Annotated in this window: 23 protein-coding genes; 8 read left to right on the forward strand and 15 right to left on the reverse strand. The window is 67.7% G+C overall.

Annotated features, from left to right (window positions below; genetic code table 11):
- Nucleotides 1-140: 140 nt before the first annotated feature.
- The 3 genes from thrC to alaC are packed head-to-tail and all read right to left on the reverse strand — an operon-like array spanning nt 141 to nt 4,032.
- Nucleotides 141-1,547, reverse strand: a complete 1,407-nt coding sequence (thrC, locus tag CAL11_RS14740) for a threonine synthase (protein ID WP_068926681.1) — start codon at nt 1,545-1,547, stop codon at nt 141-143.
- The gene (locus CAL11_RS14745; RefSeq protein ID WP_033462230.1) at nt 1,544-2,848 is read right to left on the reverse strand and encodes a homoserine dehydrogenase; all 1,305 of its coding nucleotides are present in this window, start codon (nt 2,846-2,848) and stop codon (nt 1,544-1,546) included. The genes thrC and CAL11_RS14745 overlap by 4 nt, the downstream gene beginning before the upstream one ends.
- Entirely contained in the window at nt 2,845-4,032 is a 1,188-nt protein-coding gene (gene alaC, locus CAL11_RS14750) for an alanine transaminase (RefSeq protein WP_033462229.1), read from the reverse strand. Before alaC ends, CAL11_RS14745 begins: the two co-directional genes overlap by 4 nt.
- A 216-nt stretch (nt 4,033-4,248) precedes the next feature.
- On the opposite strand from alaC, the gene CAL11_RS14755 reads away from it, so the two are divergent.
- The 5 genes from CAL11_RS14755 (at nt 4,249) to CAL11_RS14775 (ending at nt 9,054) form a co-directional block, all read left to right on the forward strand.
- On the forward strand, nt 4,249-4,701 hold the full coding sequence (locus tag CAL11_RS14755; RefSeq protein ID WP_033462228.1) for an Mth938-like domain-containing protein: 453 nt from the start codon (nt 4,249-4,251) through the stop codon (nt 4,699-4,701).
- A gap of 2 nt (nt 4,702-4,703) precedes the next feature.
- Complete coding sequence (locus tag CAL11_RS14760) at nt 4,704-5,168, forward strand: peroxiredoxin (protein WP_003813079.1); 465 nt, start codon at nt 4,704-4,706, stop codon at nt 5,166-5,168.
- A gap of 57 nt (nt 5,169-5,225) precedes the next feature.
- Nucleotides 5,226-6,905 (forward strand): PhoH family protein, encoded by a 1,680-nt coding sequence (locus CAL11_RS14765; RefSeq protein WP_086093338.1) that lies wholly within the window; start codon nt 5,226-5,228, stop codon nt 6,903-6,905.
- Nucleotides 6,906-7,028: 123 nt separating this feature from the next.
- Entirely contained in the window at nt 7,029-8,006 is a 978-nt protein-coding gene (gene pdxA, locus CAL11_RS14770; RefSeq protein WP_086093339.1) for a 4-hydroxythreonine-4-phosphate dehydrogenase PdxA, read from the forward strand.
- Between the two features lie 79 nt (nt 8,007-8,085).
- Nucleotides 8,086-9,054: a bile acid:sodium symporter family protein gene (locus tag CAL11_RS14775; protein ID WP_086093340.1), complete on the forward strand. Its 969-nt coding sequence runs from the start codon at nt 8,086-8,088 to the stop codon at nt 9,052-9,054.
- Nucleotides 9,055-9,073: 19 nt separating this feature from the next.
- Here the strand turns inward: CAL11_RS14775 and CAL11_RS14780 are convergent, their stop codons facing one another.
- The 11 genes from CAL11_RS14780 to CAL11_RS14830 all read right to left on the reverse strand — a co-directional run bounded on the left by CAL11_RS14780 (nt 9,074) and on the right by CAL11_RS14830 (nt 18,169).
- A complete protein-coding gene (locus tag CAL11_RS14780; protein ID WP_003813089.1) occupies nt 9,074-10,447 on the reverse strand; it encodes a replicative DNA helicase in 1,374 nt (457 codons plus the stop codon).
- Nucleotides 10,444-11,280, reverse strand: a complete 837-nt coding sequence (locus tag CAL11_RS14785; protein ID WP_086093341.1) for a hypothetical protein — start codon at nt 11,278-11,280, stop codon at nt 10,444-10,446. The genes CAL11_RS14780 and CAL11_RS14785 overlap by 4 nt, the downstream gene beginning before the upstream one ends.
- Nucleotides 11,281-11,396: 116 nt before the next feature.
- Nucleotides 11,397-11,852 (reverse strand): 50S ribosomal protein L9, encoded by a 456-nt coding sequence (gene rplI, locus CAL11_RS14790; RefSeq protein WP_033462221.1) that lies wholly within the window; start codon nt 11,850-11,852, stop codon nt 11,397-11,399.
- 15 nt (nt 11,853-11,867) lie between these two features.
- Nucleotides 11,868-12,140, reverse strand: a complete 273-nt coding sequence (gene rpsR, locus CAL11_RS14795) for a 30S ribosomal protein S18 (RefSeq protein WP_003813094.1) — start codon at nt 12,138-12,140, stop codon at nt 11,868-11,870.
- 92 nt (nt 12,141-12,232) lie between these two features.
- Nucleotides 12,233-12,556 carry a primosomal replication protein N gene (gene priB / locus CAL11_RS14800; RefSeq protein WP_086093342.1) on the reverse strand — a complete coding sequence of 108 codons (324 nt, stop codon included), beginning with the start codon at nt 12,554-12,556 and terminating at the stop codon, nt 12,233-12,235.
- 46 nt (nt 12,557-12,602) lie between these two features.
- Nucleotides 12,603-12,977: a 30S ribosomal protein S6 gene (gene rpsF, locus CAL11_RS14805; RefSeq protein ID WP_033462218.1), complete on the reverse strand. Its 375-nt coding sequence runs from the start codon at nt 12,975-12,977 to the stop codon at nt 12,603-12,605.
- Between the two features lie 226 nt (nt 12,978-13,203).
- Nucleotides 13,204-14,001 carry a GTP cyclohydrolase FolE2 gene (folE2, locus tag CAL11_RS14810; protein WP_033462217.1) on the reverse strand — a complete coding sequence of 266 codons (798 nt, stop codon included), beginning with the start codon at nt 13,999-14,001 and terminating at the stop codon, nt 13,204-13,206.
- Between the two features lie 156 nt (nt 14,002-14,157).
- On the reverse strand, nt 14,158-16,020 hold the full coding sequence (gene dxs, locus CAL11_RS14815; RefSeq protein WP_068926691.1) for a 1-deoxy-D-xylulose-5-phosphate synthase: 1,863 nt from the start codon (nt 16,018-16,020) through the stop codon (nt 14,158-14,160).
- Between the two features lie 49 nt (nt 16,021-16,069).
- Complete coding sequence (locus CAL11_RS14820) at nt 16,070-16,981, reverse strand: polyprenyl synthetase family protein (protein ID WP_033462213.1); 912 nt, start codon at nt 16,979-16,981, stop codon at nt 16,070-16,072.
- A gap of 4 nt (nt 16,982-16,985) precedes the next feature.
- Complete coding sequence (locus CAL11_RS14825) at nt 16,986-17,252, reverse strand: exodeoxyribonuclease VII small subunit (protein WP_003813109.1); 267 nt, start codon at nt 17,250-17,252, stop codon at nt 16,986-16,988.
- An 86-nt stretch (nt 17,253-17,338) separates the two neighbouring features.
- Complete coding sequence (locus CAL11_RS14830) at nt 17,339-18,169, reverse strand: IclR family transcriptional regulator (RefSeq protein WP_068926693.1); 831 nt, start codon at nt 18,167-18,169, stop codon at nt 17,339-17,341.
- Between the two features lie 174 nt (nt 18,170-18,343).
- Between CAL11_RS14830 and CAL11_RS14835 the strand changes: the two genes are divergently transcribed.
- The 3 genes from CAL11_RS14835 (at nt 18,344) to CAL11_RS14845 (ending at nt 21,803) form a co-directional block, all read left to right on the forward strand.
- On the forward strand, nt 18,344-19,309 hold the full coding sequence (locus CAL11_RS14835) for a Bug family tripartite tricarboxylate transporter substrate binding protein (protein WP_033462208.1): 966 nt from the start codon (nt 18,344-18,346) through the stop codon (nt 19,307-19,309).
- Nucleotides 19,310-19,481: 172 nt separating this feature from the next.
- Nucleotides 19,482-20,492 carry an acyltransferase gene (locus CAL11_RS14840; RefSeq protein ID WP_033462205.1) on the forward strand — a complete coding sequence of 337 codons (1,011 nt, stop codon included), beginning with the start codon at nt 19,482-19,484 and terminating at the stop codon, nt 20,490-20,492.
- Nucleotides 20,493-20,651: 159 nt separating this feature from the next.
- Nucleotides 20,652-21,803 carry an aromatic ring-hydroxylating oxygenase subunit alpha gene (locus CAL11_RS14845; RefSeq protein ID WP_167382508.1) on the forward strand — a complete coding sequence of 384 codons (1,152 nt, stop codon included), beginning with the start codon at nt 20,652-20,654 and terminating at the stop codon, nt 21,801-21,803.
- A gap of 64 nt (nt 21,804-21,867) precedes the next feature.
- Here CAL11_RS14845 and CAL11_RS14850 read toward each other — a convergent pair whose 3' ends face one another.
- Complete coding sequence (locus CAL11_RS14850; RefSeq protein WP_086093345.1) at nt 21,868-24,810, reverse strand: TonB-dependent receptor; 2,943 nt, start codon at nt 24,808-24,810, stop codon at nt 21,868-21,870.
- Between the last annotated feature and the right edge of the window lie 185 nt (nt 24,811-24,995).

A 24,995-nucleotide genomic window follows, 5' to 3' on the forward strand; every position in this document is an offset into this window, starting at 1 on the left:
CAAAATGCATGGGACTGTAATCGCTGCGTCCCCGTCGCGCATGCCCTGTTTTCCCCCTGTACGGGCGGCCATGAAAAGACAACCCCCGGGCGCCTCGCGGCGGCCGGGGGTTGCCCTTGCAAACAGCCTGCAAGGCGTATTTACACTTTGGCGTGGGCCTCGATGAAGGCCCGCACCGCCTGTGCGTCGCAGTCCATGACCGTCACGCGCTGGGGCAGCGACTCGAGGTCGGCCAGGTCTGCCGGCGGCGGCACGGTGCGTCCGAGGGCCGCCTCGATGGTTTCGGCGAACTTGGCCGGCAAGGCCGTTTCGAGCACCAGCATGGGCACGCCCGGTTCGATGAACTGGCGCGCCACCTTGATGCCATCGGCGGTGTGCGGGTCGACCAGCACGCCGGTTTCGTCGAAGGTATTGCGTATGGTCAGCAGGCGGTCGGCGTGCGAGCTGGCGCCCGCCACGAAGCCGTAGCGCGACTCGAACTGCGGCTTGAGCGCCGACAGGTCGAAGCTGCCGTCGCGCGCCAGGTCGGTCCACAGCGACGCCACGCGGGCGGGGTCGCGGCCGACCAGGTCGAACACGAAGCGCTCGAAGTTCGAGGCCCGCGAGATGTCCATCGACGGACTGGAGGTGGCGTAGGTGTGCTCGGGGCCGCGCGGACGGTACACGCCGGTGCGGAAGAACTCCTCGAGGACGTTGTTCTCGTTGGTGGCCAGCACCAGGCGGCGGATCGGCACGCCCATGCCGCGCGCGATATGCCCGGACAGGATGTTGCCGAAGTTGCCCGACGGCACCGCGAACGACACTTCGCCGCCCTTGGGCGCGGCGCGCAGCCAGCCGTGGAAGTAGTACACCACCTGGGCGGCGATGCGCGCCCAGTTGATCGAGTTGACCGCGCCCAGGCGATAGCGCGTCTTGAACGCCAGGTCGCCGGCCAGTTGCTTGACGATATCCTGCGCCTGGTCGAACACGCCGCGCACCGCGATGTTGTGGATGTTCTCATCCTGCAGCGAGTACATCTGGGCGCGCTGGAATGCGCTCATGCGGCCGTGCGGCGACAGCATGAACACGGCCACGCCCTGCTTGCCGCGCAGCGCGTACTCGGCCGCCGACCCGGTATCGCCGGAAGTGGCGCCGACGATGTTCAGCGTGGTGCCGCGTTGCGTCAGGACGTATTCGAAGACCTGGCCGAGGAACTGCATCGCCATGTCCTTGAAGGCCAGCGTGGGCCCCTCGGACAGGCCCAGCAATTGCAGCCCCTGCCCCAGCTCGCGCACCGGGACGATGTCTTCGCTCTTGAACACGCCCTGGCGATAGGCCGCGCGCGTCAGCCGGCGCAAGTCCTCGGCAGGGATGTCGGTGGCGAACAGCGACAGCACTTCGAAGGCCAGGTCGGCGTACGACAGCCCGCGCCAGGACTCCAGCGTGGCCGCGTCGACTTGCGGCAGTTGCTCGGGGATGGCCAGCCCGCCATCGGGCGCCAGGCCTTCGAGCAGGATGTCGGAGAAACTCTGCGGGGCCATGCCGCCGCGGGTCGAGATGTACTTCATGTGAGGTTTTCCATGCGCAGGCGCGTGACCTGCGAGCGCACGAACGGTAGCGCTTCGATGAGCCCGATGGCCTGGTTCACGTTGCCTTCGACGGCTTCGTGCGTCAGGAAGATGATGTCGGCGCCGCCGATGCGCGCGGGCTGCTGGATCATCGAGCCGATGGAAATGGAACGATCGGCCAGGATGCGCGCGATGTCGGCCAGCACGCCGGGCTGGTCGTCGACCCGCATGCGCAGGTAATAGGAGGTGCTGACTTTCTCGATCGGCAGGATCTCCAGGTCGGACAGCGCATCGGGCTGGAAGGCCAGGTGCGGCACGCGGTGGCCGGGATCGGCCGTGTGCAGGCGGGTCACGTCGACCAGGTCGGCCACCACCGCCGACGCGGTGGGCTCTTCGCCGGCGCCCTGGCCGTAGTACAGCGTGGGGCCCACGGCGTCGCCGCGCACCAGCACGGCGTTCATGGCGCCCTCGACATTGGCCAGCAGCCGCTCGGCCGGCACCAGCGTCGGATGCACGCGCAACTCGATGCCATCGACGCGCCGCTTGGTGATGCCCAGCAGCTTGATGCGATAGCCCAGGCGCTCGGCGTGGGCGATGTCTTCCTGCGCCAGTTGCGCGATGCCCTCGACGTAGGCCTTGTCGAACTGGACCGGCACGCCGAAGGCCAGCGAGGCCAGCAAGGTCAGCTTGTGCGCGGCGTCCACGCCTTCGATGTCGAAGGTGGGGTCGGCCTCGGCGTAGCCCAGGCGCTGCGCCTCGGCCAGCACGTCGGCGAACGGCAGCCCGCGGGCGCGCATTTCGGACAGGATGAAATTGGTGGTGCCGTTGATGATGCCGGCCACCCATTCGATGCGGTTGGCGGTCAGGCCTTCGCGGATCGCCTTGATGATGGGCACGCCGCCGGCCACCGCGGCCTCGAACGCCACCATGACGCCACGGGCCGAGGCGGCGGCGAAGATCTCGTTGCCGTGCTTGGCCAGCAGCGCCTTGTTGGCGGTAACCACATGCTTGCCCTGGGCAATGGCCTCGAGCACCAGCTCGCGCGCCAGCGTATCGCCGCCGATCAGTTCGACCACGATGTCGACCGCCGGGTCGCGCACCAGGGCGAAGCCGTCGGTCGAAACCTCGACGCCGTCCCCGACGCGGCTGCGCGCCTTGGCCACATCGCGCACGGCGACGCGGCTGACTTCGATGCGCCGTCCGGCGCGCCGTGCGATTTCTTCGGCATTACGCGCCAGCACCGCCCAGGTGCCGCCGCCCACCACGCCCAGGCCCAACAGGCCCACCTTCATCGGATTCATTTAAGCAAACCGTCCTTGCGGAACATATCCTTGATGCCGCGCACCGCCTGCCGGGTGCGCTGCTCGTTTTCGATAAGAGCGAAGCGTACGTACTCGTCGCCATACTCGCCGAAGCCGATCCCGGGGGACACGGCCACCTTCGCATCCGACAGGACACGCTTGGCGAACTCCAAAGAGCCCATCGCCCTGTAGGGCTCGGGGATCTGCGCCCAGATATACATGGACGCCTTCGGGATCTCCACATTCCAACCTGCCTCGTGCAGGCCGCGCGCCAGCACGTCGCGGCGGCGCTGGTACTGCGCCACGATCTCGCTGACGCAATCCTGCGGGCCGTCCAGCGCGGCGATCGAGGCCACCTGGATCGGCGTGAACGTGCCGTAGTCATGGTAACTCTTGATGCGCGCCAGCGCGCCCACCAGCTCGCGGTTGCCGACCATGTAGCCGATGCGCCAGCCGGCCATGTTGTAGCTCTTGCTCATGGTGAAGAACTCGACCGCCACGTCGCGCGCGCCGGGCACCTGCATGATGGACGGCGCGACATAGCCGTCGAAACAGATGTCCGCGTAGGCCAGGTCGTGCACCACCAGGATGTCGTGCTCCTTGGCCAGCGCGACGACGCGCTCGAAGAACGACAGGTCGACGCACTGCGCGGTCGGGTTGCTGGGAAAGCCCAGGATCATCATCTTGGGCTTGGGGATCGACTCGCGCACGGCGCGCTCGAGTTCCTCGAAGAAGTCGATGCCGGGCGTCATCCGCACCGAGCGGATGTTGGCGCCGGCGATCACCGCCCCGTAGATGTGGATGGGATAGCTGGGGTTGGGTACCAGCACCGTATCGCCGCGGTCCAGCGTCGCCAGCATCAGGTGCGCCAGGCCCTCCTTCGAGCCGATGGAGACGATGGCTTCGGAATCCGGGTCGAACTCGACCGCGTAGCGCCGCATGTACCAGTCGCAGATCGCCTTGCGCAGGCGCGGGATGCCCTTGGAGACCGAATAGCCGTGCGTGTCGGGCCGGGTCGAGGCCTCGACCAGCTTGTCGACGATGTGCTGCGGCGTCGCGCCATCGGGGTTGCCCATCGACATGTCGATGATGTCCTCGCCGCGCCGCCGCGCCGCCATCTTGAGCTCGCCGGTAATATTGAACACGTACGGCGGCAAGCGCTCGATGCGGGAGAACTTCCTCATGATGGGAATCCTAAAGGGCGACAGAAAGATGGGCGGGAAAAGGCCGCGCGCGGCCGGCGCGCCGCGAGATTGCAGCGCAACAAAACCCTGTAATCTAGCGCAAGCCCGCCCGCCCGGCAAATGGACTTTGATCCGTCCCCGCCGGCCCCGTGGATACCCTGCAACATGCTGTCATGCCGATGCGCTATCATCGGAACCACATAGTCGGAGTATTTATTGAAGCTGCATACCGATCCTGCGACGGCGCTGAATACCGTCACCGCCTATGGTGACGGGTACATCGAAGTCAACCAGGTCCGCTTTTCCCACGCCATCGCCTTCGCGCCCGAAGGCCCGGTCGCAAGCTGGCCGGTCCAGCGTCCGGCCGACATTACCGCCTCCCTCCTGCAACAAGCCGCCGGTCTGGCCGAGGTCGTCCGCGATCCGCTGGCATTCCTGGACGAGCCCGAGGCGGGCGCCGCCGCGCGCCCGGCCAACGCCCCCGAAGTGCTGCTGGTGGGCACCGGCAAGCGCCAGCACCTGCTCGGCCCCGAGCAGTTGCGCCCGCTGCTGGCCATGGGCGTGGGCGTCGAAGCGATGGATACCCAGGCCGCCGCCCGCACCTACAACATTCTGATGGCCGAGGGCCGACGCGTCGTCGTCGCCCTCCTTCCCGACGGAGACTCCTAGCGATGACCCCGCTGATAGGCAAACCCGCCCCGCTGTTCACCGCGGAAAGCACCATCGGCCCCGTGAGCCTGGACCAGTGCCAGGGCCGCGCGGTCGTGCTGTATTTCTATCCCAAGGACAATACGCCCGGCTGCACCACCGAGAGCCAGGACTTTCGCGACCTGTACGAAGACTTCCTGGCCGCCAGCACCATCGTGCTGGGGGTGTCGCGCGACTCGCTCAAGTCGCACGAGAATTTCAAGACCAAGTACGAGCTGCCCTTCCCGCTGATCTCCGACGCCGACGAAACCGTGTGCAATCTGTACGGCGTCATCAAGCAGAAGAACATGTACGGAAAACAGGTGCGCGGCATCGAGCGCAGCACCTTTCTGATCGACGCCTATGGCGTGCTGGTGCAGGAGTGGCGCGGGGTGAAAGTGCCCGGCCACGCCAAGGAAGTCCTGCAGGCCGCCAAGAGCATCGGCTAAGCCTATATTGCCCATTGTCAGGCGCCCCAAGCCGGCTCACACAGGAGAGTGACACCTATGCCGCTTCCGAAGTTGCCCAATCGTCCCGCAGCCATCCTGACCTTCCCTTCGGGCGACGCCGCCCGTGCCAAGGCAGCACGTACCAACAGCAAACCCGCGGTCGCCGGCAACACTGACGAACCACTGATGCAGCCCGAACTGGCCGGCCTGGCGCCGGCGCGCAAGGCCCAGCAGAAGGCGCCGGCGCGCCCGGTGGCGGCGCCAGCGCCAGCGCCCGTGCCGGCCCCCGCGCCGGCGGCCCATCGTCCCGCCCCCAAGCCCGCTCCCGCGCGCAAGCCCCGCGCACGCAGCGACAGCGCCGCGCGCAAGCTGTTCGTGCTGGACACCAACGTGTTGCTGCACGACCCCACCTCGCTGTTCCGCTTCGAGGAACACGACATCTTCCTGCCCATGATGACGCTGGAAGAGCTGGACCACCAGAAAAAGGGCATGTCGGAAGTGGCGCGCAACGCGCGCCAGGTCAGCCGCTCGCTCGACTCGCTGGTGCAGGACGCCGGCAACCTGGATGACGGCCTGGCGCTGAACGCGCTGGGCAACAAGGACGCCACGGGGCGCCTGATGTTCCAGACCACGGCCATCCACAGCACGCTGCCGTCGGACCTGCCCATGGGCAAGGCCGACAACCAGATCCTGGGCGTGGTGCGCGCGCTGCAGGAACGCCACCCCCAGCGCGAAGTCGTGCTGGTGTCCAAGGACATCAACATGCGCCTGAAGGCCCGGGCGCTGGGCATGGCGGCCGAGGACTACTACAACGACCACGTCCTGGAAGACACCGACCTGATGTATTCCGGCGTGATGCAGCTCCCGGAAGACTTCTGGAACAAGCACGGCAAGGACGTGGAATCCTGGCAACAGGGCGGCACGACCTTCTACCGCATCCGCGGGCCGCTGTGCGCCCAGTTCGTGGTCAACCAGTTCGTGTATTTCGAAGGCCAGATGCCGCTGTACGCGCAGGTGCGCGAGGTCAGCGGCAAGACCGCGGTGCTGGCCACGCTGCGCGACTACACCCACGGCAAGAACAACGTCTGGGGCATCACGGCGCGCAACCGCGAACAGAACTTCGCCCTGAACCTGCTCATGAACCCGGAATGCGATTTCGTATCGCTGCTGGGCCAGGCAGGCACCGGCAAGACGCTGCTGGCGCTGGCCGCCGGCATCACGCAGGTGCTGGAGACCAAGCGCTACACCGAGATCATCATGACCCGCGTCACGGTGCCGGTGGGCGAGGACATCGGCTTCCTGCCAGGCACCGAGGAAGAGAAAATGCTGCCCTGGATGGGCGCGCTGGAAGACAACCTGGACGTGCTGAACATGGGCGAAGGCGAAGGCGGCGATTGGGGCCGCGCCGCCACCATGGACCTGATCCGCTCGCGCATCAAGGTCAAGTCGCTGAACTTCATGCGCGGCCGCACCTTCCTGAACAAGTACCTCATCATCGACGAGGCGCAGAACCTCACGCCCAAGCAGATGAAGACGCTGATCACCCGCGCCGGCCCCGGCACCAAGGTGGTCTGCCTGGGCAACGTGGCGCAGATCGACACGCCCTACCTGACCGAAGGCAGTTCCGGCCTGACCTTCGTGGTGGACCGCTTCAAGGGCTGGCCGCATTCCGGCCACGTCACCTTGCAGCGCGGCGAACGCTCCCGCCTGGCCGACTATGCCGGCGACGTGCTCTAGCGTCCATCCATCCCGGAAAAGGCCCCGCGGGGCCTTTTTTTTGGTTCATCGGATTTGCTCGACGAACAGGCGCGCGCGGCGGTGTAGCATGATTGCATTCCCGACTTCAGCATCACCGCCACCATGAACGCTCAGCTTCCCGTCGGCATCACCATGGGCGACGCCGCCGGCATCGGCCCGGAAATCATCGCCAAGGCCTGCGCCCAGGGCCTGGGCGCGCCCGCGGTCGTCTACGGCGACCCGGCCACCATGCGGCGCGCCGCCGAACTGCTGGGCGCACGGCTGCGCGTGCTCGAACTGGCCGGCATCGACGAGGCCCGCGGCCAGCCCGGCTGCATCGAAGTCATCGCCCGCGGCACGCCGCTGCCGCCCGACCTGCCCGCCGGACGCGTCAGCGCGGCGGCCGGCCAGGGCGCCTACGATTACCTGTGCGCCGCGATCGACGATGCACGGGCCGGACGCATCCGCGCCATCGTCACCGCGCCGCTGAACAAGAAATCGATGCAGCTGGCCGGCATCGACCAGCCTGGCCACACCGAGATCCTGGCCGAACGCACCGATACCCGCGACTTCGCCATGATGCTGGCCAACGACGAATTGCGCGTGCTGCTGGTCACCATACACATCCCGCTGGCGGCGGTGATGGCGCAGATCACGCCGCAGACCGAGCTGCGCGCCATCCGGCTGGCCGACCGCGCCTGCCGCCAGATGGGCGTGGCGCGGCCGCGCGTGGCGGTGGCGGGCCTGAACCCGCATGCCGGCGAAGACGGCAAGTTCGGCCGCGAGGACATCGACATCATCGCCCCCGCGGTGGCCCAGGCCCGCGCCGAAGGCATCGACGCCTCGGGCCCGTGGCCGGGCGACACCGTCTTCATGCGGGCCCGCCGCGGCGAGTTCGACATCGTCGTGGCGCAGTACCACGACCAGGGCCTGATACCGGTGAAGTACCTGGGGCTGGACCAGGGCGTCAATGTCACCGTCGGCCTGCCGTTCGTGCGCACCAGCGTCGATCACGGCACCGCGTTCGACATCGCCTGGCAGGGCATCGCCGACCACGCCTCGCTGGTCGCGGCCTTCGACCTCGCGCTGGCGATGAGCTGACCGCCAGCTGACGATGGCCTGATCCCGCGCACCCTACAATAGCGGCGACCCAAACCCTCTGAGCGCCTCTTCCAATCCGATGCAACGCATTGCCCGTTTCCTGCCCGATCGTTTCACGCTGCTGCTCGTCGCCACCGTCATCATCGCCAGCCTGGCGCCCGCCCACGGGCAGGGCATCGTCGCGTTCAGCTGGATAACCAACCTGGCGGTGGCGCTGCTGTTCTTCCTGCACGGCGCGCGCCTGTCGCGCGACGCCATCGTGGCGGGGATCACGCACTGGCGATTGCACCTGACGATCTTCTCGGCCACGTTCCTGATGTTCCCGCTGCTGGGGGTCGCCCTCAAGCCGGTGCTCGAGCCGCTGGTCACGCCCGAACTGTACCTGGGCGTGCTGTTCCTGTGCTGCCTGCCAGCCACGGTGCAGTCGGCGATCGCCTTCACGTCGATCGCGCGCGGCAACGTGCCGGCCGCCGTCTGCAGCGCGTCGGCTTCCAGCCTGCTGGGCATCTTCATCACTCCCCTGCTGGTGGGCACCGTCGTGGCCAGCGCCGCGGCCGCGCCGATCTCGTTCGACGCGGTCGGCAAGATCATGCTGCAACTGCTGCTGCCCTTCGTGCTGGGGCAATTGCTGCGGCCCTGGATCGGCGCCTGGGTGCATCGCCGCAAGGCCCTGCTCAAGTGGGTCGACCAGGGATCCATCCTGCTGGTGGTCTACACCGCCTTCTCGGAAGCGGTCAACGAAGGCCTGTGGAGCAATACGCCGATACCGGCCCTGCTGGGGCTGCTGGCCGTGTGCTGCATCATCCTGGCCCTGGCGATGGCGGGCTCGCTGTTGCTGGGGCGGCTGTTCAAGTTCGATGTGGCCGACCGCATCACGCTGCTGTTCTGTGGCTCGAAAAAGAGCCTGGCCAGCGGTATCCCGATGGCCCAGGTGATCTTCGCCGGACAGGCCGTGGGCGCCATCGTGCTGCCGCTGATGCTGTTTCACCAGATCCAGCTGATGGTGTGCGCCGTGCTGGCCACGCGCTACGGCAAACGCCCGGACTGAGCCGGGCGCGGCGGCCGGCTCAGTACTGGGTGCCGGGCGCGAAATTGAGAAAGCGCGTGCTCGACCCCTGGAAGGTCAGGCGCACGGTGCCGATCGGACCGTTACGCTGCTTGCCGATGATGATCTCGGCCGAGCCCTTGTCGGGCGAGTCCGGGTTGTAGACTTCGTCGCGGTAAATGAACAGGATCACGTCGGCGTCCTGCTCGATAGCGCCGGATTCGCGCAGATCGCTCATCACCGGCCGCTTGTTGGGGCGCTGTTCCAGGCTGCGGTTGAGCTGCGACAGCGCGATCAGCGGACAGTTGAGCTCCTTGGCCAGGCCCTTGAGCGAGCGGCTGATTTCCGAGATTTCGGTCGCGCGGTTTTCGCCCGCGCTGTTTGCGGACATCAGCTGCAGGTAGTCGATGATGATCAGGCCCAGCTGCCCGCACTGGCGCGCCAGGCGCCGCGCGCGGGCGCGCACTTCCATCGAGCTGAGGGCCGGCGTTTCGTCGATATAGACCTGCGCGTCCTGCATCAGCTGCACCGCGTGGGTGACACGCGGCCAATCGTCGGCGACCAGCTTGCCGGTGCGCATGCGATGCTGGTCGAGCATGCCCACCGAGCCCAGCATACGCATGGCCAGCTGCACCGCGCCCATTTCCATCGAGAACACCGCCACCGGCAGCCCCTGCTCGATGGCGACGTGCTCGCCGATGTTCATCGAGAACGAGGTCTTGCCCATGGACGGACGGCCGGCCACGATGACCAGGTCGCCGGCCTGCAGCCCGGAGGTCATCTTGTCCAGGTCCGCAAAGCCGGTCGGCACGCCGGTGACATCGGACTCGCTTTCGCGGTGATACAGCTCGTCGATCCGTTCGACCACCTGGGTCAGCAGCGGCTGGATTTCCTGGAAACCCGCCGAGCCGCGCTCGCCTTCCTGGGCGATCTTGAACACCTTGGATTCGGCCTCGTCCAGCAGCTGGCGCGCCTCCTTGCCTTGCGGGTTGAGCGCGGCCGCCGAGATCTCGTCGGCGATCGACACCAGCTTGCGCAGCATGGCGCGCTCGCGCACGATCTCGGCATAGCGGCGGATGTTGGCCGCCGACGGGGTGTTGTGCGCCAGCGCGTTGAGATACGCCAGCCCCCCCACCTCTTCGGACTTGCCGGCGCTGGCCAGCGATTCGTTGACGGTGATGACGTCGGCCGGGCGAGCCAGGCCGATCAGACGGGCAATGTGGTGCCAGATGAGGCGGTGGTCGTGGCGATAGAAGTCTTCCTCGACCAGGACGTCGGCGATGCGGTCCCAGGCGGCGTTGTCCAGCAACAGACCGCCCAGCACCGACTGCTCGGCCTCGATCGAGTGTGGCGGCACGCGCAGGTATTCGAGCTGGGGATCGGCGGGGGTATTCATGGGTGCAATAGTAACCTCAGGGTGTCGGCCACCCGGAAAAACGCCCGCACGTCGCGCCACGGCAGGCGGCCGCCCAGCGGCCGCAGCAAGCGGGCGGCGCCGCAGGCCAGGCGCGCGATGCGCCGGATGCGCGCGCGCACTTCGGCGTCGGGATGGGCCGAGAAATAAGTGTCCAGGACGAGTTTACCCAGATGGGACGCCTGGTCGGGCGGCAATTTGCGCAGGCTCACCAGCGAAGCCAGCGTCTGGTAGAGATCATAGGCCTGCGCCAGGGGCAGCGACAGCGCGCCGCCGATGTTTTCCTCGAAATCGATGCGCCACAGCTTGCCATCGCGCAGCGTGACATTGCGCACCTGGGCGCCGCCGTGCCACATGCCGCGGCCGTGGAATTCCGCCAGGTCGCGCGCCAGGGCCTGGGCCAGCGCAACCCGTCCCGCCTCGTCGGCCTGCCGCAGGCGAAACGGCAGGTCGTCGCCCACGTGCTCGAGCACCAGCAGGCCGGGCTCCTGCCACCAGACCTCGGGCACCCGGCAACCGGCCTGCAGCAGGCGGCGCAGGCGCTCGGCCTCGTAGTCCAGGCCGTTGCGCAGCAGCACCGAGGGGCGCGGGAATTCGCCCAGCAGGATACGGCACAGCACGGCCAGGAAAAAGGCGCGCAGGTAGCGCAGCACATAGCTGATGCCGCGGCGCACGCCCGGGCGCCGGCGCTTCACCACGCACGGCACGCCATCGACCGTCACCTCCTTGACCGAACGGATGGCGGCGGCCTGTTCGCCGTCGAGCCACGCCCTCAGGCCGGGCGGCGCGTTGTGGTGTAGTGGCGGTTCGTTCAAACCGGCATCCCCCGAGCAGAAACAATGGCGCTGATGGTAGCGCTTCTCCCGCGGCCCGCGCCGCTCTCGAAAAAAAAGCCGGCACCAGGCCGGCTTTTTTCAGGCATGCCGGACGATCAGGCCATTTCGCCTTCGACCAGCACCACCACGTCGGCAACGACGTCGGCGTGCAGCACCGCTTGCACGGGGTACTCGCCCACGGCCTTGAGCTGGCCATTGGGCATGCGCACCTGCGACTTCTCGACAGCTTCGAAGCCAGCCTTGCGCAGGCCTTCGGCGACGTCGGCGTTGGTGACCGAGCCGAACAGACGGCCGTCCACGCCAGCCTTCTGCGAGATCTTCAGCTGGAAGCCGTTCAGACGCTCGGCCAGGGCCTGGGCGGCGGCCAGCTTCTCGGCCTGGATCTTTTCGAGTTCGGCGCGGCGGGCTTCGAATTCCTTCAGGGCGGCGTCGGTCGCGCGACGGGCCTTCTTCTGGGGAATCAGGAAGTTGCGGGCATAGCCATCGCGCACGCGCACGACTTCGCCCAGGTTGCCCAGGTTGGCGACTTTTTCGAGCAGGATGATTTGCATGTCAGTGCCCCTGGATTATTTGTGGTTGTCGGTGTACGGCAGCAGGGCCAGGAAGCGCGCGCGCTTGATGGCGGTGTCCAGCTGGCGTTGATAGATCGCACGGGTGCCGGTCAGGCGGGCCGGGATGATCTTGCCGTTTTCTTGCACGAAGTCGCGCAGGGTGTCGAGATCCTTGTAGTCGATCTCTTCAACGCCGGCAGCGGTGAAGCGGCAGAACTTGCGACGCTTGAACAGCGGGTTCTGCTGCGTGAATTTGCGTTTTTCCTTGCGTTTTCCGAAGAAAGCCATGATATGTGCCTCTTTGTTTGGTTTGGGCCGGCCCGGCGCCTTGCGCCTGTTGCCGGTTCGCCCGTTATCTGTCCGTCAAAGCCTGACTGGCATCAACCCACCAGCGGATCGCGTCCCATGCTGCCGGCGATTCTGCGTGCCTGCTGCAAATGCAGCTTGACCTTTACCGAGTCCTTGCGGGCGGGCGCCAGAAAACCTTGCACCTGCATCTCGGTCCCCAACGGGATATCGGCCAACAGCAACGCCAGATCGCCCAGGGCCACGGCGGAGATCGTGAGTTCGACGCGGCGCGGATGCCCCGCTTCGACGACCTCGGATTCGTGGGCCAACAGCAATTCCAACGCAGGCAATCCGGCGGGAGTGTGGCGCATGGCACCGCATTCGAGAACGCGGGCGCTGAGCTCCAGACTGTTCATCCTGCCGTCGCCGCTGGGTCTGCCAACCAGGCTCTGCCTGAGCCTGTTACTCGGCCGCGGTCGCGGCGGCTTCAGCCGACGCCTTGCGGGCCTCTTCGCGCTCGACCGACTTCATCATGATCGAGGGCGCGGCGGGCGCCTTCTTGGTCTTGATGACGAGGTGGCGCAGCACCGCATCGTTGTAGCGGAACGAGTGCTCGAGCTCATCCAGGGTGGCCTGGCCGCACTCGATGTTCATGCAGACATAGTGGGCCTTGACCAGCTTCTGGATGGGATAGGCCAGCTGGCGGCGACCCCAGTCTTCCAGGCGATGCACCGTGCCGCTCTGGCCGGTGACGAGCGCTTGATAGCGCTCGACCATGGCGGGCACCTGCTCGCTTTGGTCGGGGTGAACGATGAACACTACTTCGTAGTGACGCATGTATTGACTCCTTGAGGATGTCTCGCCGGGCGCAAACCATGCAATGCAGGTCCCGGCAAGGGATAGCCCGCCACCCAAAACCAGGCAGTCGAGCAAGAAAGCTCTCGATTATCGCCGATTGCGCATCTCGATGCAAGATCGAGCGGAATCAGGCATTTGAGGGACGCATTGCCCCTCCGGACCGCGGGTCACGGCCGCCGCGGGCGGCCGGGCCGGCAGGCGCCACTCAGCCTTCCACGACGGCGTAGGCGGAGTGGTTGTGGATGGATTCGAAGTTCTCGGCCTCGACGCGGAAGCGGCCGATGCCCGGATGCGCCTTCAGGCGCGCGGCGACGTCGCGCACCAGGTCCTCGACGAACTTGGGGTTGTCGTAGGCGCGCTCGGTGACGTACTTCTCGTCGGGCCGCTTGAGCAGGCCCCACAGCTCACACGACGCCTCGTCCTCGACCAGGCGGATCACCTCGTCCATGCGGAAATCGCCGGCCACGATCGCCGACACGGTCACGTGCGAGCGCTGGTTGTGCGCGCCGTACTCGGAGATGGCCTTCGAGCAGGGACACAGGCTGGTGACCGGCACCTGCGCGACCAGCTCGAACTCGACCTGTTCGCCCACGGCGCGCGCGATCCATTGGATTTCGTAGTCGAGCAGGCTCTGCACGCCGGAGACCGGCGCCGACTTGTTGATGAAGTACGGGAACGAGGCCGTGATGTCGCCGCGCTCGGCATGCAGCAGCGGCAGCATCTCGCGCGCCATGGCGGCGAACAGCGCCGGCGTCATGGGCGTGGCGCGGTACTTTTCCAGCAGCGCCACGAAACGGGACATGTGCGTACCCTTCTCTTCCGCGGGCAAGGCCACCGTCAGCGTCCAATTGGCCACCGTCGGCTGGGCCGCGCCGTCGCCGGCCAGCACCAGCATGGGGTGGCGCACGCCACGGATGCCGACCCGCTGGATCGGGATGTGCCGCGTATCCGTCGAGCTTTGCACATCGGGCATCACGATCGCGGGATCAATAGGAGAATTCATTTCGCCTTACCTGTCACGGGCACGCTTGTCGCACGCAACCCAGAAATTTTGAAGCGGAGGGCGCCCATTATCGCGCAAAGTCACCGCACACGCAGGGAAAACCCTTCCATCTGTAGGATGCCGGGATGGAACAGTCCGTTCCCGCCACGCCCGGCCTCAAGCCAGCAATTCGCCGAAACGCGCCCGGATCGCACGCTCGATGCCCGCGGCGTCCAGCCCCTGGCCGGCCAGCAAGGCGGCCTGGTCGCCATGATCGATGAACGCGTCGGGCAACCCCAACTGCAGCACGGGCAGGGTCACGCCGGCCTCGGCCAGCGCCTCCAGCACGGCGCTGCCCGCCCCGCCCATGATCGCCGCCTCTTCGATGGTGACCAGCGCGTCGTGGCGCGCGGCCAGCTCCAGCACCAGCTCGCGGTCCAGCGGCTTGACAAAGCGCATGTCGGCCACCGTGGCGTCGATCTGGCCGGCCGCGCCCAGCGCCGCCTGCACCAGCGTACCAAAACCCAGGATGGCGATCCGGCGGCCCTCGCGGCGGACCAGCCCCTTGCCCAGGGGCACCGTGGCGAGGTCTCCGGCCACCGCGGCGCCGCATCCCGCGCCGCGCGGGTAGCGCACCGACGCGGGCCCCGGGTGTTCGTAACAGGTCGACAGCAGCAGGCGCGCCTCGTTCTCGTCCGACGGCGCGGCCACCACCATGTTGGGCACGCAACGCAGGAAGGCGATGTCGTAGTTGCCGGCATGGGTCGCGCCGTCGGCGCCCACCAGGCCGGCGCGGTCCAGCGCGAAGGTGACGTCCAGGTTTTGCAGCGCCACGTCGTGCACGAGCTGATCGTAGCCGCGCTGCAGGAAGGTCGAATAGATGGCCACCACGGGCTTTTGCCCTTCGCAAGCCAGCCCCGCGGCGAACGTCACGGCGTGCTGTTCGGCGATGCCCACGTCGAAATAGCGTTGCGGGAAGCGCTGCTCGAACTCGACCAATCCGCTGCCCTCGCGCATGGCCGGGGTGATGCCCACCAGCCGCTCGTCGCGCTCGGCCATGTCGCACAGCCACTGGCCGAACACTTGCGTGAAGGTCTTGCGGGCGGGCGCCTTGGCCTGCTGGATGCCGACGGCGGGGTCGAACTTGCCCGGCCCGTGGTAGAGCACGGGATCGGCCTCGGCCAGCTTGTAGCCCTGGCCTTTGCGGGTGACCACGTGCAGGAACTGCAGGCCCGGCAGCGCCCGCAGGTTCTGCAGGGTGGGCACCAGGGCGTCGAGGTCATGGCCGTCGATCGGGCCGACGTAGTTGAACCCGAACTCCTCGAACAGCGTCGCCGGCGTCACCATGCCCTTGGCGTGCTCCTCGAGCCGGCGCGCCAGTTCGAGCACCGGCGGCACATGCTGCAGCACCGCCCGCCCGACGTTCTTGGCCGCGGCGTAGAACTGCCCGGACATCAGGCGCGCCAGATAGCGATTGAGCGCGCCCACCGGCGGCGAAATCGACATATCGTTGTCGTTCAGCACGACCAGCAGGTTGATGTTGGGCGTGACCCCCGCGTTGTTCATGGCCTCGAAGGCCATGCCCGCGGACATCGCGCCGTCGCCGATGACGGCGATGTGCTGGCGCTGCACGCCGGCATTGCGCGAGGCCACGGCCATGCCCAGCGCCGCGGAAATCGAGGTGGACGAATGCGCGGTGCCGAAGGCGTCGTACTCGGACTCGCTGCGCTTGGGAAAGCCCGAGATCCCGCCCTGCTGGCGCAGGTGCGCCATGCCTTCGCGGCGGCCGGTCAGGATCTTGTGCGGATACGACTGATGGCCCACGTCCCAGACGATGCGGTCATGCGGCGTGTCGAAGACATAATGCAGCGCCAGCGACAGCTCGACCGTGCCCAGGTTCGACGACAGGTGGCCGCCCGTGCGCGACACCGACTCGAGCACGAAACCGCGCAACTCGTCGGCCAGCCGCTTGAGTTCGCGACGGTCCAGTTGCCGGAGGTCGGCCGGGGATAGGATACGGTCCAGTAGTTCTGTCGTCATGCTCGGTAGATGGTCTTGGTGTCCGGCGCGCGGCGCCGGCCGCCCGGGTTCAGCGGTCTCTGAGTACGATGAAATCTGCCAGTTGGCCCAGCCGCGCGCCGGACTCGCCCAGCGGCGCCAGGGCCTGATGGGCCGCCTGGCGCAACTCCTGCGCCAGCGCGCGGGCCTGCTCCAGGCCCAGCAAGGATACATAGGTCGGCTTGTTGTCGGCGGCGTCCTTGCCGGCCGTCTTGCCCAGGCTGGCGGTGTCGGCCGTCACATCGAGGATATCGTCGACGACCTGGAACGCCAGGCCGATCGCCTGCGCGTAGCTGTCGAGCGCCTGGCGGGCGGTCGAGCTGGCGCCGGCCACGATGCCCCCCAGCGTCACGCTGCACGCCAGCATGGCGCCGGTCTTCATGCTGTGCATGGTCTGCAGTTCGTCGCGCGTGAGCATGCGTCCCACGCTGTGCAGGTCGATGGCCTGCCCGCCGGCCATGCCCAGGCTGCCGGCGGCGCGCGCCAGGACCTGGGCGGCCTGCACCACCAGCGCAGGCGCGATCGGCATGCCGGCCAGCAGTTCGAAGGCCAGCGGCTGCAGGGCGTCGCCGGCCAGCATGGCCGTGGCCTCGTCGAATTGCACGTGCACCGTGGGCCGGCCGCGGCGCAGCGTATCGTCGTCCATGCAAGGCAGGTCGTCGTGCACCAGCGAATAGGCGTGGATCAGCTCGACGGCCGCGGCGGCGCGGTCCATCGACGCCCCGACGGCCAGCGTGCTGCCGTTGACGGGGCAGGCCTGCCCGGCCGCGTAGACCAGGGCCGCGCGCACCCGCTTGCCGCCGCCCAGCACCGCGTAGCGCATGGCTTCGTGCAGCCGCGTGGGGGAGATATCGGCGCCAGGCAGCAATTCGTCGAGCACGTGCTCGACATGCTGCGCGCGCTCCCGCAGCCAGTCGGCGCAGGCGAGATGACTTTGCTTCATGCGTTTATTCGTCGTCCAGCGCCGCGGGATCGAGCGGGCGCAGCAAATCGCCCTCCAGGACTTTCACCTGCTGCTCGGCCTGCGCAAGGCGGTCCTGGCAGACGCGCGCGAGCTCGACGCCGCGCCGGTAGGCGGACAGCGACTGCTCCAGCGGCAGCGTCCCGTTCTCCATGGCGGACACCAGCGACTCGAGTTCGGCGAGCGCGGTTTCGAAATCCTGCGGCAGGGGACGGGCGTCGGTCTGTGGATCGGCTTGCTTGGATGAGGCCACGCGGGTCTCCGGTAAGGCGCGAAGTGGGGTTGATCGGAATCAATAACCGAATTGTACGAGATAGCCCCGTTCGCGCACCGCGCCGCTCAGCCGGCCCCGCCCGCCAGGCGCGCCGCCGCCTGGCGCAGCGCCGGCGCCACCTGCTCGCGCAAGGTGCGCTCGGGCAGCAGCCCGAGCGGCCCGCCGCAGCTCATGACGAACACGCCCTCTCCCGTGACCGAGGCGAATGGCACCGCCACGGCGTTGATGCCCGACTGCCACTCGCCCAGGGCGTAGCAGCACCCTTCGGCGCTCAGTTCCTCGACCGCTCGCGCCACCATGGCGGGCGGCGGCGCGGCCTGGCCCAGGCGCCCAAGCAGGGCCTGGCGCGCGGCCTCGGGCAGCGCGGCCAGGTAGGCCCGGCCCATGGCCGTGTCCAGGCTGGCCCGATAACCGACCGGCAGGCGCAGGTACAGCGCGGGCGAACCATGCATCGCCTCGATGTACACCATCGCATCGTTGTCGAAGGCGCCCAGCGCCACCGCGCCGCCCGTCTGCACGGCCAGCTCGGACATGCCGGCCTTGGCCAGTTCGCGCACCTCCAGGCTGGCGAGCACGCCGAACCCCAGCGCCAGCACCGCGTAGCCGGGCGAATACTTGCCCGTGTCGGCGTGGTAGCGCAGATAGCCCAGCTCGGTCAGCGTGTAGGTGATGCGGCTGATGGTGGGCTTGGGCAGGCCGGTCAGGCGCGCCAGGTCCAGATTGCCCAGGGCCCGCACCCCGGGCCGGAAGCAGCGCAACACATCCAGCCCGCGCGCCAGCGCGGTGATGAAATCGGGCGAGGATGCGCCCGCGACGCTGGCGGCGCGCTTGCGCCGCGCCGGTTGGCTGGCGGGCAGGCCGTCCGGATCGGGGGGCTGCGTCGAAAAAGGTTGCATTGGGATGGCGTCGTTTTTATAGTTGATTTCGGATAGCAAAACAAAATTCCGATACACGGAATTTAAGCACGCATCCCGCGGCTTGGAAAGCGATTTTGCGGGCCATCGCGGCCCGCGCGCCTCCCCGCTTCGACCCACACCCGCATCGCGACCCATACGCACAAGGGGAACTTCATGCTACGCAAAGGTTTGCAACTGCTCGCCGCCCTGAGCCTCTCGCTGGCCGCGGCCAGTGTCTCGGCCCAGTCCTTTCCGGCCCGGCCGATCAAGGTCGTCTCGCCCTTCCCGGCCGGCGGCGCCACCGATGTCCTGACCCGCCTGCTCGCCGAACGCATGGCCAAGGACCTGGGCCAGCCCATGATCGTGGAGAACAAGGCCGGCGCCGGCACCTCGATCGGCGCGGCGTTCGTGGCGCGCGAGAATCCCGACGGCTACACCCTGCTCATGGCGACCAACTCCACGCTGGTGACCAACCGCTACCTCTACAAGGAGCTGCCTTATGACCCGGACAGCTTCGTGCCCATCGGCATGGTCGGCATCGGCCCGCTGGTGCTGCTGGCCAGCCCCAAGCACGGCTTCAAGAGCACCCAGGACATCGTGGCCTACGCCAAGCAGCATCCGGGCAAGCTGACCTTCGCCACCTTCGGCGCCGGCACCTCCTCGCACCTGGCCGCCGAACTGTTCAAGAAGCAGGCCGGCATCGACATCCTGCACGTGCCGTTCAAGGGCGCCACGCAGGCGCTGCCGGCGCTGATCAGCGGCGACGTGGACCTGTTCTTCGACATGGTCGCCACCGGCATGCCGCAGGCCGAGGCCGGCAAGATCGATGTGTTCGCCATCACCAGCCCCACCCGCCTGGCCACGCTGCCCAAGCTGGCCACGCTGACCGAACAGGGGTATCCCAACGAGATGACGGCCTGGTTCACGTTCGTCGCGCCCCACGGCACGCCGGAAGCGGTGCGCGCGCGCCTGGAGCAGGCGCTGCAGGCCACGCTGAAGGACGAGACCGTGCGCGCCAAAATGCTGGCCATGGGCATCGACCCGCGCTCGGGCACCGCGCAGGAACTCACCACGCAGATGAAGAACGAGCAGCCCGTGGTGAGCCAGCTCATCAAGCAGGCCAACATCGTGCTGCAATAGGCCGCGCGGCGGCGCCGCCCGGCACGACACTCGCTCGAGATGTTGCCGCGCGCGCGCCCGCCCCGGGGCCCCGCGCTGCCATCGGCCACGCTTGCTAACGCCTCGAAACAGCCCTGCCGCCGCCGGCGCTGCTACGGTATAGGTTAGTCAACCGACCCCGCGCAGGAGCGCCATGCCGACGATCGAAGATCGATACGCCCGGCTGGACGCGGCCCGCTGGCTGGCCGCGCTTGCCGTGGTATTGCTGCACAGCGCCGCCCAGACCGTATCCGACCCCGCCGCCTACGGCAGCCATGCCTGGCTGGCGGCCAACCTCTACGACTCCGCGGCGCGCTGGTGCGTGCCCGTGTTCGTGATGGTCAGCGGCGCGCTGCTGCTGGACCCGGACCAGCCGCACGACGCGCGGCGCTTCTACAGCCGCCGCATGGCCCGCGTATGCGCGCCGCTGCTGTTCTGGACCCTCTTCTACCTGGCCTGGCGCACCACGCTGGACTGGTGGGACGACGGCCGCCTGGACTTCTCGTTCTGGCCCCGCAAGGTGGCCGAAGGCGCGCCCTACTACCACCTGTGGTACCTGTACATGATCGTGGGCCTGTACCTGTTCGCGCCGCTGGTGCGGCTGCTGTATGCCCGCAGCCAGCCGCGCGCCCGCGCGCTGTGGGTGGTGGGGATCCTGGGCGTGGCGGTACTGGATGCGCTGTACCGGCGCGCCCTGGGCGGCGGCAACGGGCTGTTCCTGACCTGGTTCCTGCCCTACCTGGGTTATTTCGTGGCCGGCCGGCTGATCTTCGATGGCGAGCTGCGCATGCCGCGCCCCGGCCTGGTGCTGGCCGCCAGCGTGGCGGCCACGGCCTGGGGCGTCAGCGCCCTGTCCGACTCGCGTGCGCTGGACCTGTATTTCTATGACTACTTCAGCGTGACCGTGCCCTTGATGTCGCTGGCGGCGTTCCAGTTGATCGTCGGCTCGCCCAGGCTGCCCGCCCTGCCCGCCCTGGCGCCGCTGACGTTCGGCATCTACCTGATCCATCCGATGTTCCTGGACGTGGCCCACCGCATCGGCGCGGCGCGCGCCTGGCGGCCGGACGCCTGGAGCGTGCCGGCAATCACGGCGGCCGTATTCACGCTGTCGGCGCTCGCCAGCTGGATGTTGCGCCGGCATCGGCTGACCCGCCGGCTGGTGTAAAGGCCGCTGTAAAGCGTATTGAGAATTACCACCCTGGTTAACCCGGATGGGGTACAATTCCCGGTTTGGGATCGGCCAGACCGATTTTTCTTCGCGCCAGAACGGCATGAGCGACACGACCTCAGCCGTCCTGGCTTTTTCATCCGTGCGGAGGGAATCATGACCGACATAGGTCGGATGGCACACGTGGTGCCAGCTCGCACCCAGCTTCCCGTCAGCGCCTATTTTGACGAAGCCCGCTTTGCGCGCGAGCAAGAACTCATTTTCAAGCAATCCTCGCTTTACGTCGGCCACCAGAAGCTGGTGCCCGAGCTGGGGGATTGGCGTACCCTGGTCCAGGAGGACGGCGGCCGCGTGCTGGTGCGCAATCAGCAGGGCGTGGAGCTGGTCTCCAATGTCTGTCGCCACCGCCAGGCCCTGATGCTGGGCGGCGAAGCCGGCAATGTCGCCGGCAACGCCAATACGCACGGCAGCCTGAAGGACACCGGCGGCAACATCGTTTGCCCGCTGCATCGCTGGACGTACAACGACCGCGGCGAACTGCTGGGCGCGCCCCAGTTCGACGCCACGCCCTGCATGAACCTGCAGCGCTTCCGGCTGCGCGACTGCCACGGCCTGCTGTTCGAAGGCCCGCGCGACCCGGCCGTCGACATGGCGCCGCTGTTCGCGCGGCCGGAGTTCGACTTCGGCGACTATGTGCTCGACCACGTCGAGGTCCACCAGTGCAACTACAACTGGAAGACCTTCATCGAGGTCTACCTCGAGGACTACCACGTCGGCCCGTTCCACCCGGGCCTGGGGCGCTTTGTCACCTGCGACGACCTGGCCTGGGAATTCAACGACTGGTACAGCCTGCAACGCGTGGGCGTGCACCAGGCGCTGGCCCAGCCCGGATCGGCCGTGTACAAGCAGTGGCACGACCGCCTGCTGGACTTCCGCGCCGGCCAGGCGCCCGATTTCGGCGCGATGTGGGTGACGTATTTCCCCACCCACATGATCGAGCTGTATCCGCACGTACTGGTGCTGTCCACGCTCTACCCCAAGAGTCCGCAGGAAACCCTCAACGTGGTGGAGTTCTACTACCCCGAGGAAATCGTCGCCTTCGAGCGCGAGTTCGTCCAGGCGCAGCGGGCCGCCTACATGGAAACGGCCATCGAGGACGACGAGATCGCCGAGCGCATGGATGCCGGCCGCAAGGCCTTGATGCTGCGCGGCGCCAGCGAAACCGGCCCGTACCAGTCGCCCATGGAAGACGGCATGCAGCACTTCCACGAGTGGTATCGCCGCGTGATGGGCGAGACCGAGGGCTGACCCTCGCCCCGGCCGGCCCGGCCGGACCGCCGGGGCCGCTCCCGCGCGGCCCCGCCCTGCCGGATCAGAACCACGCCTGCAGCCCCACGCGCAGCGTACGCCCCGGCGCGGGCATGTAGCTCTGGGCCAGCGGGTCCAGGTAATAGCGATCGGTCAGGTTCTGCACGGAAACATTCAGCGTCGCGCGCTTGTGCAAGCGGTACGCCAGGAACAGGTCGTAGACCGTGACCGGATGGTAGAGCAATTGCGTCGTCGTCGCGCCCTGCTGCCACGGGCGATCGGCCCTGGCGGTGGGCCCCGAGGTGTGCGTCATGCGCGCGCCCAGCGTCAGGGCCTGGCTCAGCAGCCGCAGCCCGGCCGTCATGTTGACGGCCAGCCTGGGCGGGTTCTGCGTATTGGCGTATGACCCCATGAAACTGCCTGGCGTGCAATCCGGCGTGTCCTGCGTGGACCGGCCCCTGCCCGCGCTCGCGCGCAACTGCGCGGCGAAGGCGGGGTCGCAGGTTTCGGTTTTCAGGTAGTACGTCGCGGACAGGTCGGCGAAGTAGCGGCCGGCATCGTAGCGGGTCTGCAATTCGAGGCCATGGACGCGATAGCGCTCGGCATTGCTGAACGTCATGACGCCATTGGTGCCGGGGCGGTAATAGCGGGTGATGTAGTTGCGGATATCGTTGCGGAAGTACGCCAGCTTGTAGGCGGCGGAATCTCCGGCCTGCAGCAGATCGTCCCGCATCGCCCCGATGCCCGCCTCCCAGCTGTGCGCGCGCTCGGGCTTCAGGCCGGCGCCAGGCGTGGTCTGCAATACGCCCAGGCTGGTCTCGAACAGCGACGGCATGCGCAGCCCCTGGGTATACGAGGCATAGACGTGCACGTCGGGCGCGATTTCGTAATCGACGCCAAGCGCGGGCGCCAGGCCCTGGTCGCGGTTGGCCCGTGGCTGGGAAAAGTCGTAGCCGGTCACCGTGTCCCGGACCGAAGCATCGGTCACGCGGACGTTGGTCCGGGCATTGACGAGAAAGTCGTCGAAGGCAACCCCCTCGAACGGCAACTCCGCGTCCCTGTATACGATGCCGTTGTGCAGGCGGGGATCCGTGGCGTCCGTGAATTGCCCGTTTTCATCGGGAAACCAGTCCATGTAGCCATAGGACATGATGCCCTCCTCATCGGGGTTGGTGATGACGATGCGGCGCATCAGCCGCTGGGCCTGGCGCGGCGTGGCATGGGAGTTGCGGTCGCGGTGGCGCACCCGCGCGAAGCGAACGCCCGCCCATGCCGTGAGCCGCTCGGTCGGCTGGTAGGTCAGCTTCGCGTTCAGGCCGAACTCCCGGCGCGAGGCGTCGCGCAGGTAGCGATTGCCATTGCGGTCATGCTGCGTGATCCGCACGCCCGACTGGGGCCCGATGTCCTCGTACTGGAACGCGCCGCCCAGTTCGAGCCGGAACTCGCCGTGCGCCGTAGGCAGGCGGGACGTGTTGCTGAAATCGCCGCCGATGCGCCGGTTGGCGACCCTGACCCAATTGCGGTCGTCGCGATAGAACTCCGAGGCCGGCGCGATCACGGCATTGAGCTGGCTGGTCTTCGCATGGGTCGTCCACAGGTTCACGGTGGCGTCGACCAGGTCCGTGCCGGACGGGGTGTAGCGATAGCGCGCCGTCACGGTGTCGAGCAGGACCTTGCCCAAGGGGTATTGCCAGATGCCCGCGGTCTCGTGGCGGAATATGTCCGAAGGCATGATTTCACCGTATCGGCCGTCGAGGCGGCGATAGCCCAGCTCGACGGCGTGGCCGTCGGCCGGGCGCAAGGCGCCCTTGAGCAGCACGCTTTCGGTCCGCGCGGAAGCGTTGAGCACCTCCTCGCCCGGCCGGTACGCCTTGGCAACGCTGGCGCGTTCGATGCCACGGTCGAAGACGCGATAGCGCTCATGCCCGTGCCGCCCGGCGAAATAATTGCCCTGGGAGCGGCGCGCATAGGCGGCGACGAAATCGAACGCCGCATGGCTGTAGGCGAACGCGACGCTGCCGGCCTGGGCGTCGGAGCCGAACAGATCGCCGCGCCGGCTGCGCGGCACCGCCGCGAGCTCGGCGTCCTCGGGCGCGCGATGCGAGTGAGGATCGCGGCGCGCGGGCGATACGCCGTTGTTCCACAGGCTGCCGGTCAGGCGCAGGCCCGCATTCCGGCCATCGCGCAGGATGTCCTGCACGCCGATGGTCCGCATCCGTACCGTGCCGCCAATCGCGCCCGCCGCGGCGGATGAGAGGCCGGGCCCCTTGTCGATCACGATATCGCTGATGAGATCCGGATCGATGTAGCTGCGCTGTTGCGTACCGGCATAGCCGCGATAGACGTCGAGCGCCTGCTCCGACCCATCGACCTTCACCGCGACCCGGCTTTGCCCTTGTATGCCGCGAATGTTGACGTCCAGGCCGCCGCCGTTGCGGCTGTCGCCCGTCTGCACGCCCGGCAGGCCCTTGAGCAGATCGGCGGCGGACACCACGCCGAAGCGGGCGATGTCGCCCGCCGACACATAGACGGACGAGCGCGGAGCCAGGTAGACATCCCGGACAGGATCTGACACGACCCGAACCGGAGATAACTCGAACGTAGGCAACGCCGGATCACGGCGCAGGACAAGGCTGCCATCATTGTGAGCTACCACCCGGAGGTGGCTGCCAGCCAACAGCTGCCGCAAGCCGGCGCGCGCCGTATGGCGGCCGCGCAGGGCGGGCGCGCTCAAGCCGCGGGTGAGCGCGGCGTCGAACGCAAGACGCAAGCCCGACTGGCTGGCGAAGGCCGCGAGCGCCTGATCCAGCGGCCCGGCGGCGATGTCGAACTCGTGTACGCCGCCTTCGCCGGCGATGCGGTCACGGTCGGCGACGGGCGGGACATTCCCCTGGCCCGTGGCGGCCTGCGCGCCGACGGCCACGCCTGCGAGCAGGCACAGCATGCCGAGCGCCGCCCGGCCGGACGGAACGAAAAGGGATGCGAGGCGGAAATGGTTGGGGGCCATGGCTGATGCTCCTGATTGCGTTGCGATGAGGCATGGACCGGTTGCGGACCTGTCTCGGACTTTCTGTCGCACGAGATCGCAAAAGGGATATGGCGCCCTGCGTACCGCGGTTGCGGGCCGGGATGAATTAATAAATAATGCGTCGCATTTTCATCCTAGTGGATCGGCCAGGCAGCGGCGACGCG

It is taken from the genome of Bordetella genomosp. 6, assembly GCF_002119705.1.
Lineage (GTDB): Bacteria > Pseudomonadota > Gammaproteobacteria > Burkholderiales > Burkholderiaceae_B > Bordetella > Bordetella bronchiseptica_F.